The 13,037-nt window shown below is 70.6% G+C and carries 13 protein-coding genes; 11 read left to right on the top strand and 2 right to left on the bottom strand.

Going from position 1 to position 13,037, the window contains the following annotated elements; all coding sequences use genetic code 11:
• The 3 genes from AB0F10_RS39370 to AB0F10_RS39360 all read left to right on the top strand — a co-directional run.
• Nucleotides 1-282, top strand: a 282-nt coding sequence (locus AB0F10_RS39370) for a helix-turn-helix transcriptional regulator (RefSeq protein ID WP_360637667.1), incomplete at its 5' end; no start/stop codon positions are given.
• 127 nt (nucleotides 283-409) lie between these two features.
• Nucleotides 410-1,993 carry a hypothetical protein gene (locus AB0F10_RS39365; protein WP_360637664.1) on the top strand — a complete coding sequence of 528 codons (1,584 nt, stop codon included), beginning with the start codon at nucleotides 410-412 and terminating at the stop codon, nucleotides 1,991-1,993.
• Between the two features lie 136 nt (nucleotides 1,994-2,129).
• Entirely contained in the window at nucleotides 2,130-3,944 is a 1,815-nt protein-coding gene (locus tag AB0F10_RS39360; RefSeq protein ID WP_360637661.1) for a dynamin family protein, read from the top strand.
• 33 nt (nucleotides 3,945-3,977) lie between these two features.
• Here AB0F10_RS39360 and AB0F10_RS39355 read toward each other — a convergent pair whose 3' ends face one another.
• Nucleotides 3,978-4,628, bottom strand: coding sequence for a hypothetical protein (locus AB0F10_RS39355; RefSeq protein WP_360637658.1), 651 nt, complete (start codon nucleotides 4,626-4,628; stop codon nucleotides 3,978-3,980).
• Between the two features lie 150 nt (nucleotides 4,629-4,778).
• Here AB0F10_RS39355 and AB0F10_RS39350 point away from each other — a divergent pair, with 150 nt between their 5' ends.
• Nucleotides 4,779-6,284 (top strand): glycosyltransferase family 2 protein, encoded by a 1,506-nt coding sequence (locus AB0F10_RS39350; protein ID WP_360637655.1) that lies wholly within the window; start codon nucleotides 4,779-4,781, stop codon nucleotides 6,282-6,284.
• Between the two features lie 13 nt (nucleotides 6,285-6,297).
• On the opposite strand, the gene AB0F10_RS39345 is transcribed toward AB0F10_RS39350, so the two are convergent.
• Nucleotides 6,298-6,681: a response regulator gene (locus tag AB0F10_RS39345; protein ID WP_360637652.1), complete on the bottom strand. Its 384-nt coding sequence runs from the start codon at nucleotides 6,679-6,681 to the stop codon at nucleotides 6,298-6,300.
• 319 nt (nucleotides 6,682-7,000) lie between these two features.
• Between AB0F10_RS39345 and AB0F10_RS39340 the strand changes: the two genes are divergently transcribed.
• From AB0F10_RS39340 to AB0F10_RS39310, 7 genes are all read left to right on the top strand, one after another.
• The gene (locus AB0F10_RS39340) at nucleotides 7,001-7,714 is read left to right on the top strand and encodes a GAF and ANTAR domain-containing protein (RefSeq protein ID WP_360637649.1); all 714 of its coding nucleotides are present in this window, start codon (nucleotides 7,001-7,003) and stop codon (nucleotides 7,712-7,714) included.
• 260 nt (nucleotides 7,715-7,974) lie between these two features.
• Complete coding sequence (locus tag AB0F10_RS39335; RefSeq protein ID WP_360637646.1) at nucleotides 7,975-8,244, top strand: STAS domain-containing protein; 270 nt, start codon at nucleotides 7,975-7,977, stop codon at nucleotides 8,242-8,244.
• A 316-nt stretch (nucleotides 8,245-8,560) separates the two neighbouring features.
• Nucleotides 8,561-9,271, top strand: a complete 711-nt coding sequence (locus AB0F10_RS39330; RefSeq protein ID WP_360637643.1) for a GAF domain-containing protein — start codon at nucleotides 8,561-8,563, stop codon at nucleotides 9,269-9,271.
• A 203-nt stretch (nucleotides 9,272-9,474) separates the two neighbouring features.
• Nucleotides 9,475-10,182: a GAF and ANTAR domain-containing protein gene (locus AB0F10_RS39325; RefSeq protein WP_360637640.1), complete on the top strand. Its 708-nt coding sequence runs from the start codon at nucleotides 9,475-9,477 to the stop codon at nucleotides 10,180-10,182.
• 121 nt (nucleotides 10,183-10,303) lie between these two features.
• Entirely contained in the window at nucleotides 10,304-10,675 is a 372-nt protein-coding gene (locus AB0F10_RS39320) for an STAS domain-containing protein (protein WP_360637637.1), read from the top strand.
• Nucleotides 10,676-10,938: 263 nt separating this feature from the next.
• Complete coding sequence (locus AB0F10_RS39315; protein WP_360637634.1) at nucleotides 10,939-11,919, top strand: AraC family transcriptional regulator; 981 nt, start codon at nucleotides 10,939-10,941, stop codon at nucleotides 11,917-11,919.
• A 34-nt stretch (nucleotides 11,920-11,953) separates the two neighbouring features.
• Nucleotides 11,954-13,037: hypothetical protein (locus AB0F10_RS39310; RefSeq protein ID WP_360637631.1), on the top strand; the 1,084-nt coding region annotated here is incomplete at its 3' end.

Genomic DNA, 13,037 nt, shown 5'->3' with positions numbered 1-13,037 from the left:
GCCGCGCGCCGGCTGCTGGAGCGGGCCCGCGAGCTGACCCGCGCGGACCCGGCGGCGGACGAGTCGCCGCAGGACGCGGGCCGGGGCGGCCTCTCCGACCGGGAGGTGGAGGTGGCCCGGCTGGTGCTGGCGGGCCGCACCCACCGCGAGATCGGATCGCAGCTCTACCTGTCGCCGAAGACGGTGGAGCACCACGTGGCCCGGATCCGGACCAAGCTCGGCGCCGGCAACCGGGCCGAGATGATCGCCGGGCTGCGCAGCCGTCTCCCGGCGGAGACCTAGCCGCCGGGCGCATCCCCTATCCCCCTGCGCCGGCTAGGGGGATAGCCCCGATGCCCGGCATCGGTGCCGACCGGCACGCTTGCACTTGTCCGACCACCGAGGCGGGCCTGAACACAGGAGAGAAGTCATGGCCGCAATCGAAGTTACCCCGTTGATCATCGAGCAGATCCGGGCGCTGTTCGGCAAGGTGTTCAGCAGCGACGCGGAGACCGCGAAGTTCCTCGCCGACCCGGCCGGCGCCTTCGCCGCCAACGACATCGACGCCCAGACGCTCGGCTCGGTCGACATCAACCAGATCGTCTCGGACGCCGCCTACGGCAGCAACGACAGCCACTCGGGTGGCGGTTACAGCGGTGGCGGTTCCTACAGCGGCGGTGGTAGCGGCGGTGGCTTCAGCGGCGGCGGCAGCGGCGGCAGCGGCGGCGGCGGCGGGGGTGCCCACTCGGCGCCGGCCGCGCAGACGGTGCAGCAGGTCACCCAGGTCGCGCAGACCTTCACCACCCAGAACTTCGTCGACAACTCGCGGAACTTCATCGACAACTCCGTCGACATCGACGACTCCGTCGACAACTCGGTGGACGTGGACGTCGACGGCGCGGTTCTCGGCGACATCGACGTCGACAACACGAACCTCAACCAGTCGGGCGACGGCAACGTCGGCGCCATCGGCGACGGCGACGTCAACGCCGCCACCGGCGACGGCGCGGTGGCGCAGCAGGGCGACGGGGACCAGGTCGCCGCGACCGGCGGCTCGGTGGCCGCGGGAGACGACGCGGTCGCCGCCACCGGCGACAACTCGTCGGCGGAGCTCGTCGAGGGCGACAAGGTCACCGCGGGCGACGGCGCCGTGGTCGGCACCGGCAGCGGCGACGTGCTCGGCGCGACCGGAGACGGCGCGTTCCTCGGCAACTCGGGCACCGGCGACGTGGTCGGCAACACCGGCGACAACGCGGTGACCGCGGGCGACGACATCACCGGGGCCGTCAACACCGGCGTCAACTCCGGCGTGCAGGCCGGCGGCGACGCCGAGAAGGTGCTGCTGGGCGACAACTTCGGCATCGTCGGCGACGACGTGGACAAGGCCGTCGTCGGCGACGGCAACCAGGCCGCCCAGTTCGACATCGACACCAGCGGCGCGGCGGGCGGCAACGCCGCCGGCACCGGCGGCTCCGGCGGATTCGGCGGCGGCGCCGACGCCGGGGGCGGAAGCGGCGGCGACGGCGCGGTCGGCGCCGGGGTCGGTGCCGGGGTCGGCGTCGGGATCCGCGGCAGCGGCGAGGGCTTCGGCGCGGGCCAGGGCGGCGACGGCGGCGCCGGTGGCGCGGGCGGCACCGCGGTCGGCGGAAGCGCCGCGGGCGGCAGCGGTGTCGGCGGCAACGCCGCCGGTGGCGACGGCGGCGCGGTGGGCCCGATCAACCTCAACTTCGGCGGGGGCAGCCAGCAGAACGTCACCGACTCCCAGGTGGAGGACTCGTCCCTGTCCGCGGACGGCGACGCGACCACGACGCAGGACTCGTTCAACGACCAGTCGACGAACGACTCCTTCAACGACCAGTCGACCAACGACTCGTTCAACGACCAGTCCACGGACGACTCTTTCAACAACGAGGACTCGTTCAACGACCAGTCGACGAACGACTCGCTCAACGACCAGTCGACGAACGACTCGTTCAACGACAACAGCGACGACGACGCAAGCATCGACTCCTGATCCTCGGACCGGGGTCATACCGGAGGAGAACGGCGGGCGTGGGGGGTCGGTGTACCCGCCACGCCCGGCTCGCGCCCGGCCGATGGCCGGGCCGGCTCCAGTCCGCCGTAACCTACCGTGACGTGGAGGAACGACGTTGACCGCAAACACGGCACCACCCGACGCCGACGGCACGCTGCGGCGGGCGACCGAGGTCGTCGACCTCGCGCTGCGCGCCTGCGCGGCCTACGACCGCCCGGACCTCGGCGAACGGCTCGCCGCCGTCCGCGCGAGCCTGGCCGACCCGGTGGTGCACATCGTTGTCGTCGGTGAGTTCAAGCAGGGCAAGAGCTCGCTCGTGAACGCGCTGGTCGGCACCAAGGTCTGCCCGGTGAACGACGACGTCGCCACCGCCCTGCCGACCTACGTGCGTTACGGCAAGGAGCCGTCCGCGCAGGTGCTGCACGACGAGGTTCCGCCCCGGCGCGAGTCGGTGCCGGTCGACCGGCTGCGGGAGTACGTCCTGGAGAAGGAGACCGGGGGCGCGGTGGAGGGCGTCACCGGCGTGGAGGTCCGGCTTCCGCGCCAACTGCTCTCCAGCGGCCTGGTCATCGTCGACACCCCGGGCGTCGGAGGGCTCGGCTCGGTGCACTCTGCGGCCAGCCTGACCGCGGCGTCCATGGCCGACGCGCTGCTGTTCGTCACCGACGCGGCGCAGGAGCTCACGCGCAGCGAGCTGGAGTTCCTGCGCCAGGCGCGCGAGGTGTGCTCGACGGCGGTCTGCGTGCTCACCAAGACCGACTTCTATCCGTACTGGCGAAAGATCCGGGACCTCAACGCCGGACACCTGTGCGGCGCGGGGGAGCTGCCGATCATCCCGGTCTCGTCCGATCTCCGGCTGCGCGCCGTCGCCGGCGGCGACAAGGAGCTCAACGTCGAGTCCGGGTTCCCGGACCTGGTCAAGTTCGTCTCCCAGCGGGTCTCCGGCGGGGCCGCGACCCGGGCCGCCGCACAGGCGGGCGCGGCGGTCGTCGGGATCTGCGAGCAGATCGAGAGCCAGTTCGAGGCCGAGCGGGCCGCGCTCGCCGACCCGGCCGCCGCGGCCAAGGTGATGGACGACCTCGCGTGGCTGAAGAAGCGCGTCGAGGCGCTCAAGACCGCCGCGGCGAAGTGGCAGCAGACCCTCGGCGACGGCATCGCCGACCTCAGCTCCGACATCGACCACGACCTGCGCGGCCGGATCCGCCGGCTGGTGGAGGAGGCCGACGCGGAGATCGAGGAGAACGACCCGGCCGACACCTGGGACGAGACCGAGCGCTGGCTGCAGGCCCGGGTCGCCCATGAGCTGCTGGCCAACTACATGATGCTCCGGGACCGGGCGGTCAGCCTCAGCGACGACGTGGCCACCCATTTCCGGGAGGCCGCGGGCCAGGTGCTGCGCCAGGTGTCGATCGCCAATCCGGTGCCGCTGGCCGGCACCGCCCAGGTGGACCACCGGATCGAGCTGGACAAGATGAAGGTCGGCAAGCAGGCGATGGTGGCGCTCAAGAGCGCCTACGGCGGGGCGCTCATGTTCACCATGCTCGGCACGCTGGCCGGCATCGCCCTCGGCCCGATCGGCGTCGGGATCGGCCTGGTGATGGGCCGCAAGGGTCTGCGCGAGGAGAAGAAGCGGCAGCGCGCGAATCGGCAGAATCAGGCCCGGAACGCGATCCGGCGCTACTGCGACGAGGTCACCTTCGTGATGACCAAGGATTCCCGGGACACCCTGCGCCGGATTCAGCGTCAGCTCCGTGACCACTACAGCGGCCTGGCCGACGAGCTGGCCCAGTCCAACGCCAAGGCGCTGACCGGTGCGGCGGAGGCGGCCAAGCGCACCACCGCCGAGCGCGAGAGCCGGCTGCGCGACCTGAAGGCCGAGCTGGAACGCCTGCGGCAGTTGCGGGAGCAGGCGGCGTCGATCGTCGCGTGAAAGGGGCCGGCCGGGTTTTCGACCCGGCCGGCCTCAGTCGCCGTCGATGTCGTCGATGTCGTCGATCTCCGGAGAGTCGCCGGGCAGCGCGGGCGTGTCCCACAGGTCGGCGTCCGGCGACGGCAGGTCGAGGTGCCCCGGCAGATCGTGCGGATCGGCGTAGCCCGCCGGCTCCGAATCCGGCTCCGTTGCGAAGGCGTCGGTCGCGTCGTCGTCGAGCGGTGTCGCCGTGGGGTCATGGCCGAAACCGAACGCCGGGTCCAGCGGTGCCCACCCGGACTCCGCGGGCACGTCGTCGACGTCGTCGTCATCGTCCACGTCCGGCTGCTGCGCCGCGTCCGCGTCGTGGGCGCCGAAGGGCGAATCGATCTCCGGAACCGCCGGCGCCGAATCGTCGTCGAGCTCCGCCGCGGGAACGGTGGCGAGCAGGCCGGGCAGAGCGCCGATCTCGCCCGCCGCGGTGTCGTCGTCGGCGATCGGACCGTGCGCCATGACGAACGGGGCAAGGTGCTCGGCGACCTCGGCCGGTGCGGTGCCGGCGAAGCTGACCACCGCCTCGGCGAGGAGGTCCTCCGGGAGGTCGGGATGCCCGCCGGCACGCAGCACGGCCGCGAGGTCGCCCGGGGTCCCGGCGTCGCCGGCCAACCCCGCGATGATCTCGTGTAGGGATCGCGCCGGTGCCATCCCCCTACTGTAGGAACAGGATCACCGGCACCGGCAGGGGGACATCCCCTGGCCGCCCCCTAACGACCGGCCGGCCGGGATGACGAGAAATGGTCAAAGGTCGTCACCGCGACACAAACCCGTAAACCTTTCCCCGTACCGTCGCAGCACGTGCTGATCGACGTGCTGTTACTGACCGTGCCTGCCCTGCTGCTGCTGTATTTCGGGTTCTTCGCCGTATACAACTACGTGTACGCGTTCGCCGCGCTGTCCCGGCGGCGCCCACCAACGGTGAGCCCCCTGCCCGACGGCCATGTCGCCGTCGTCATCGTGTCGTTCAACGAACGCGAGGTCATCGCCGACACCGTTGCGGCGTGTGAGCGAATGTCGTACGGGAACAAGACCATCATCGTGGGTGACGACTCGAAGGACCCGGAGACGATCGCGATCCTGCGCCGGCTCGCCACCGACCGCGGCTGCGTCCGCAGGGCGAGCGCCAGGTACGCCGGCACGGACGTCGAGCTGTGGGAGTCCGACGGCTTCGTGGTCTTCCACCGCGCGGACAACGTCGGTTTCAAGGCGGGCAACCTGAAGACCCTGGAGGGCTATCTCCAGGAGCGCGGCTTCACCCACATGTACCTGCTGGACGCGGACTGGCGCCCGCAGACCGACGCGATCGAGCGCTGCCTGGAGACGATCGAGGTCGATCCCGCCATCGGCTACGTGCAGACCAAGCGCCTGTACCACTTCGGCCGCACCGACCACTTCCAGCGCTGCCTCGCCATCAACGAGGAGGCCTGCTATCTGTCCGACCTGCCGGGGCGGCAACGGCTGGGCCACATGGTGCTGTTCTCGGGCTGCTGCGCCATGTTCAACCTGAAGGCGCTCTACGCCGTCGGCGGCTTCCACGCCGGGCATCTCACCGAGGACATCGACCTGTCGAACCGGTTCTACCTGGCCGGCTACCGGGGGGTCTACCTCGAGGACGTCGCCAACGTCGGCGAGGTGCCGCCGAACTACAAGGCCTTCCGCCGCCAGCAGGAGCGGTGGGCGATCGGCTCCGCCCGTACCTTCAAGGAGTACTTCCTGCCCGTCCTGCGCTCCGGGCTGGACCTGCGCACCAAGCTGAGCCTGCTGCGGCAGAACGCCTACTACACGGCCGCGCTGGGCATCGAGCTTGCCGCGGTGTGGAGCCTGCTGGTGGTCGCGCTCGTCACCGTCGGCGCCGCCGCGGGACGCTCCGTCGCCGAGCCGGCGGTGCTGCGCCTCGTCGGGTACGTGCTGCCGCTCGCGATGCTGTCGACCCTGTTCAGCGGCGTCGCGCCGCTCCTGGTGACCGTGCTGAAGAAGCGCGAGTGGGCGAGCCTGGCCTACCTTCCGGCCGCCTGCTGGATCGCCCTGTCGGTGGTGCACACGTACGCGATCGCGAACATCAAGGGCTTCCGGGACCTGGCGCAGACCTGGTTCGTCACCCCGAAGACCAACCGGAAGAAGGGCGGCGTCGCGGTCAAGTCCGCGCGGCGCATCAGGGCGCTCAACCTGGTGACGCTACTGGCGCTAACCGCCACTTACCTGGGGGTCTATCGACACGCGCCGGGATCGTCGGCGGCGGTGATGATCGGGGTGTACGCCCTGCTCTGGATTCCGTCCATGGTCATCGCGGCGGTCAAGAGCTGACCGCCGCGGGCCGTTACGCGGCCGCGGGTGCGACCAGGCCGAGGTAGGCCAGCTTCGCCCGGATGATCTCCGGGGTGAAGGGCTTGAGGACGTACTCGTGCGCGCCGGCCGCGAGCGCGCGCACCATCTGACTGTGCTCGGACTCGGTCGTGACCATCATCATGCACATGTCCCGCAGCGCGGGGATCTTGCGGACGTGGCGGATCAGCTGAAGGCCGTCCATCACCGGCATGTTCCAGTCGATCAGCGCGACGTCCGGCACCGTGGGAATCTCCACCAGCAGGTCAAGGGCCTCCTGGCCGTTGCCGGCCTCGTACGAGGCGAAACCCAGCCCGCCGACGATGCGCCCCAGGATTTGGCGCATCGTGCTCGAGTCGTCGACCACCAGAGCCAGCATTCAGTCGCCTTTCGCAGGGGGTGAGCAACGGAACCAGATCGGCCGGCGTGACCCCTTCTTGAGCGAATCGCGCGACGAGCCGGCGGTGGCGGCCTCCGGCTCCGCATTTCGGGGCCCGCGCCACGGGGCCGCGCCGCCCGATCGGGGCTAAACTCACAGTCTGTGGCCGATGCCCCGAATTGCATCGACGAGTCCAGCGTCACGAGCGGCGCGGGTCCCGGACCTCCCAGCCTGGGCTGGAGATCCTGCAGTGACCCGCGCACCACTCGGGATCCACGTGGATCTCCGGGTGGTCGCGCCGTACCCAAGGGATCCTTCGGTGAAACCACAGGAGCCGCTCAACCCGTTCAGTGCGTTCGCAGAACTCGGCCGCATCAAGCTCAACGACACGGACCTCGACGGCGTTCTGCGCAGGATCGCTGAGCTGTCCAAGCAGACCCTCACCGGCGTGAGCGAGGCGTCGGTGACCCTGGTACGCGGCAGGAACGCGTACACCGCGGCGTTCACCGGGGACGTCGCGCTCCGCCTCGACGAACGGCAGTACGTGGAGGGCGGCGGCCCCTGCCTGCAGGCGGCGGCGACCACCAGCACGCTGTCGGTTCCCGATCTGGCCCAGGAGACGCGCTGGCCGGGCTACATCCGCCAGGCGATCGGGGCGGGGATCAACAGCTCGCTCTCGGTCGGCCTGCCCTTGCAGGACAAGGTCACCGGTGCCCTCAACCTGTACGCCACGAAGGTCGACGCCTTCGACGAGGACGCGGTCGTGCTGGCGCAGACGTTCTCCGGCTACGCGGCCGTCGCGCTGGCCAACGCGCACGTCTTCGACGCGACGGCGACGCTCGCGCAGCAGATGCAGGCCGCCATGGAGAGCCGCGCGGTCATCGAACAGGCGAAGGGCATCATCATGGCCGAGCGGCGCTGCTGCGCCGATGAGGCTTTCCTTGTCCTGAGCAAGCTGTCGCAGGACTCCAACCGCAAACTCCGCGAGGTCGCCGCCGCCCTGGTTGCTCAGGCGAGCCAGGGCCGGCCCTGACGCCGCGCATTCCCCGTGCGGAAACTGGTTCGGCCGGTCCGAACTGCCGTATGCTTGGGCGCGGGTCAAGCCGCTGTGCCCACCGAATCCCTGTGTCGGATTGGGGTGGGCAGATGCCATATTCACGTCTGCGTAGGGCAGTGGCGGGGCACCGCCTGTATTCATCTCGAGGATGTCCGTGCCACCGGCCGAATCCCCCGGCGTCCACCCGCGGCACCGCCCTGACGATCAATCAGGTCCTGGGTGGCCCGATTCCGGTGGTGGAGGTCTCCGGCGACGTCGACGCCGAAACGGCGCCGATGCTGCTCGTCGCCCTGGCCGAGGCGATCGACGTCACGCCGCGGGTCTGCTGCGACCTGCGCGGCGTCGGCTTCTTCGGTGCCGACGGCGCCAACGTTCTCGCCATCGCGCACGTTCATGCTGCTCACGCCCGCGGCGCGTTCTCGGTTCGCGGGGTGCACGGCTTCACGGCGCGGGTTCTGGAGATCACCGGCCTAAACCTGATCCTCCGAATGGACGATCAGGTTTAGGCGGGCGCGCCGGCCGCTCTGCTGGACCGGCGCACCCTTGCCGGCCGCTCGTCTCGGGACGGGCGAACGGCTACCGCCAGCTAAGCCGATTCGCGATCATGTGCCTCTGGTGGGGTCCGGCCGCTGCCCTCGTTCGCGCGTCGTCTGGAATCTCCGGCCGTCACCCAGTATTTTTTTCTACGGGTCAAGCCGCGTCCCCCGCAGTAGTTGTCGATGGAAGCAGCACGCCCATGGCAATTCGTCATTTCCGGATACCGGGTTCCGATCGGTCCCGCCCCGCGAACGAGCGCGGCGGACCGGGATAGTGCCGCCACCGATGCCGTCGCATCGAGCCCCGGGCGACCTGCTGCACGACCGCCTGATCGGCCTGGCCGGCACGCCGGACGCGGACCCCGCCGTGCCCCGGAGCCTGATCGCCATCGCGCAGCTGTCCGCCGACCGGATCGCCGCCGTCAGCTATGCGTCGGTGACCGGCCGGCTCAGCGGCGGCTACACCACCGTGGCGGCCAGCAGCGAGCTGGCCGGCGCCGTCGACCAGGCGCAGTACGCCGACGGCGGCCCGTGCGTGGCCGCGCTCGACAGCGGCGAGCCGATGCTGGTCGAGGACATCTCCGCGGTGATGACCTGGCCCGGATTCCGCGAGACCGCCGTCGAGATCGGACTCCGCGCCTCGCTGTCGATTCCCCTGTTCGCCGGGCGGGGGACGCCGATCGCCTCCCTCAATCTCTACGGCCGGGACGCGGCGGCCATGCGGGAGCTCTCCGCGGCGGTCCTCTCGGTCTACAACGCGACCCTGGTGGCGTGGGAGTGCCCGGACGACCTCGACCGCGGGGCCGGTGAGCTGGTCGGCGGCCTCAACGACGCCTTCGCCGTGCGGGCGGTGGTGCAACAGGCCATCGGCGTCGTCATGGCACTCACCGCCAAGGACCTGGCGGGGGCGTATTCGTCGCTTTGCGTTCGGGCCGCGCAGACCGGGTCGACGCTGACCCAGGCCGCCGCCCAGGTGGTATCCGGCCGGCGATGGTGACCGCCACGCTTGATCCAGGAACATCCGCCTAATCGCCGCCGAGTAACATGACGATCCTGCGACCGGTCGCAGGAATCATTGGCCGGTGTACCAGCGTCAAGCAGCGGCGCGGGTCCGTGAGTTTCAGCTACTCCCGGGCAGTAAGACGCCCACCCCCGCACGGTCGCCTTCGGCGGCGGTGCGCCCGCTGCAGGGAACTGACGTTGACGGACCAGCCGGCGGATTCCCTCCGCACCTTTGCGGAAATCGGCCAGATCAAATTCAGTGAGACCGATCTGAACGGCGTCTTCGAGCGGGTCGCCGAACTAGCCCGGCGCAGCCTGCCCGGCGCCGACGCGGCGGCGGTCACCATTGTCAATGAGTTCGTTTCGCGTACGGTGGCCACCGGCGAGCGGGCCCGGCGACTCGAGGAATGGCAGCACGAGCGCCGCCAGGGACCTTCCGTCGATGCGGCCGCCGGCAACCTGCCAGTGGTCATCGACGACGCGGCCGAGGAAACCCGCTGGGCCGAATGGGCCGCCTATGCGGCCGCCGTCGGAGTGCGTGCCGCCCTGTCGGTGGGACTGCCCATTCACGACTCGATCAGTGGAGCGCTCACCGTCTACAGCGAAACGCCCAGCGCCTTCGAGGGCGAGAGCGTCGCGCTGGCGCAGACGCTCGCCGGCTATGCCGCCGTCGCGCTGGCCAACGCCCACCTCTACGACACCACCCTCGGCCTCGCCGAACACCTGCGCAAGGCGATGGAACACCGGGCCGTCATCGAGCAGGCCAAGGGGATCATCATGGGCGAGCGCCGGTGCACCGCCGACGAGGCATTCGCGATCCTGACCAAGATCTCCCAGGATTCCAACCGCAAACTCCGCGACGTCGCCGCCGCCCTCGTGGCCAAGGCGTCCGGACACGACGAATAACGGTCGCACTCCCGGGTGATAGCCGACGCACCAACTGTGGGGTTAGGCTCACCAAGAGCCTTCAGCAGTGAGGGGATCCTGTCCCACACACTGCGCCGGAGGCACCATGTGCGATGAACGCGTGCTCGATACCGATCAGCCGGATTCGTCGTCGTCGTTGTTCATTACCATCGATCGCGGTGACGATCGGAGCGTGCAGACCATCATCGTGGTCGGCGAGATCGACGCGCTCAACGCCGGACAGTTGCACAAGGCCGTTCTCGGCGTGCTGCGCCGGCACCGTCCGAGCCGCATCGAGATCAATATGTTCAGCGTGGGCTTTCTCGACTCCGCGGGGATCAGAATCCTGTTGCTGTGCCACGCCGACGCGCGACTGGTGGACTGCGAGTTGAGGCTGATCGACGCCCATCCCATGGCGCACCGCATTCTGCAGATCACCGGGCTGGCCGATCACTTCGGCCTCGCGGCGGGACCGATTCCGGGGGCCTGCTGATTGCGCCGGTGCCGTTGCCGGCCGCGATGCGGTTTCCTAGGAATGCGCGGATGCCCACCGCCGACTACTTGACCGCGGGCATCCGCCGGACCGCCTGCAAAGGGCCTGGGCAGTTTCCGGTTTCCTGTATAGCCGCGGCACGCGCCGCGCCGCCACAGGATCACTCCACGGGCTACGCCGGTCGCGAAGGTGATGCGTATCGTGGACAAGCAGCCCACCTGGCGCATGGCCCGGTGCCGCCTCATCCGAGGAGCTGGTCCGACGTGATCGCCGGCACGGTGTATTCCGGCCCGCAGTGGCAGCGCTTCGCCACCGCGGACGCCGATCAGGCGCACTCCTTCATCCGGCGTGCCCTGATCGACGTCAACGTGCGGTTCTCCGGTGAGGGCACCGACGGTGCCGGCCTGCGTACCGTCTTCACCGAACTCGACGGCGTCGGCGTGACGCGGCTGCACTATTCGGCGCGCACCCGGCTGCGGACGGCGCCCGTCGGGGACCTGGTCATCACTCACCTGATGCGCGGGCACTACACCGTCGGCCAGGGCCGGGAGCAGTACCTGCTGCGGCCGGGTGACGTGGTCCTGGCCCTGCCGGACCGCGGCCTGGAGATCGACTTCGGCGACATCGACGCGCTCGCCGTCCGGATCCCCCGCCAGCTGCTGGAGGAGGTCGCGGCGGCACAGACCGGCATCGACGGGGTGGACCTGCGCTTCGACAGCTACCGGCCGATCTCCGCACCGCTGGGCCGGCACTGGGCGCAGACCGTCTCCTACCTCACCGGCACCGTGCTGGCCGATCCCGCCCTCATGGCGAACCCCCTGGTCGCCGGGCAGGCATGCCACCTGCTCGCGTCGACGGCACTCGCGGTGTTCCCCAACACCGGCCTCGCCGCCAGCCTGCGATCACCCGCCGAGGTCACGTCGCAGGTGATTCGCCGGGCGATGGCCTACGTCGAGGAGAACGCCGAGCAGCCGGTCACGGTGGCGCAGATGGCCGCCGCGGCGGGCGTGCGCCCCCGCGCGCTGCAGCTGGCGTTCCGCCGCCAGCGCGGCACCACGCCGATGCAGTACGCCCGCCGGGTCCGCCTCGAGCGGGCACACCGGGAGCTGCGGGCCGCCGACCCGACCGCCGGTGCCACCGTCGCGATGACCGCCATCCGATGGGGCTTCACCCACCTCGGGCGATTCAGCACCGACTACCGTGCCGCGTTCGGTGTCAGCCCGAGCCGTACCCTGCGCACCTGACGCGGCGGGCGGAGTTCTGGCAGGGTTGCTCAACATGCCCGGAGACGCAGTCGAGCGCGTGCGCCGCCACACCGAGTTGTCGCAACGGCTGGCGGGGCTCGGCGACCGCGAGGTCTCGGCGCTGCTCGCCGGCGCGGGGGCGTCCACCGCGGGCATCGGCGGGACGACGCAGACGGTCACGGTCGGCGGCCTGCCCGTGTTCGTCAAGAGGGTGCCGCTGACCGACCTGGAGCGGCGCGCGGAGAACGTCGGCTCGACCGCGAACCTCTTCCGGCTGCCGCCGTTCTACCAGTACGGAATCGGCTCGACCGGCTTCGGCACGTGGCGGGAGGTCGCCGTGCACGCCATGACGACGCGATGGGTGCTGGAGGACCGCTTCGACGGCTTTCCCCTGCTGTACCACTGGCGGGTGCTGCCCCGGACGCCGAGCCCGATGCCGGACGCCGAGCTGGAACGCTGGGTGACCCACTGGGACGGCGCCGACGAGGTCCGCGCCCGGCTGCGGGCGATCGGCGCGGCCTCGGCCGCCGTGGTGCTGTTCATGGAGCACATCCCGGACACGGTGGACGGCTGGCTGACCGGGCGGGCCGCCGCCGGTGGCGAGGCCGCCGAGTCCGGGTACGCCTTCGTCGACGCCGCGCTGCGCAGGGGAGTGGAGTTCATGGGGTCGCGGGGGCTGCTGCACTTCGACGCGCACTTCCGCAACCTGCTGACCGACGGCCGTCGCGTCTACTTCGCGGACTTCGGCCTGGCCGTGCACTCCGGCTTCGACCTCGGCGCGGACGAGGCGGCCTTCGTCCGGCGGCACCGGAGCTACGACCGCGGCTACACGGCCGCACACCTGACGCAATGGCTGGTGAGCAACCTGCAGGGGATTCCCTGGCGGGACTGCCCCGCCTACCTCCGGGGGCGGGTCGGTGATCCGGGAGACATCGGTGCCTCGGCCGCGGCCGGCCGCATCGTCGCGCGGCACAGGCCGGTCGCGGTCGTCATGGAACGCTTCTTCGACGCCGTCGAGAACGTCAGCAAGCGCACCCCGTTCCCCGCCGACGAGCTCGACAGGGCGCTGGAACAGACCGCGAGCGCCGCGGCCGGACCGGCTCGCCTCGTCCGGCCGC

The organism is Actinoplanes sp. NPDC026623 (assembly GCF_040638275.1).
Taxonomy (GTDB): domain Bacteria; phylum Actinomycetota; class Actinomycetes; order Mycobacteriales; family Micromonosporaceae; genus Actinoplanes.
Note: the sequence above shows the minus strand (reverse complement) of the source record. Positions and strands in the feature narration are given on the sequence as shown.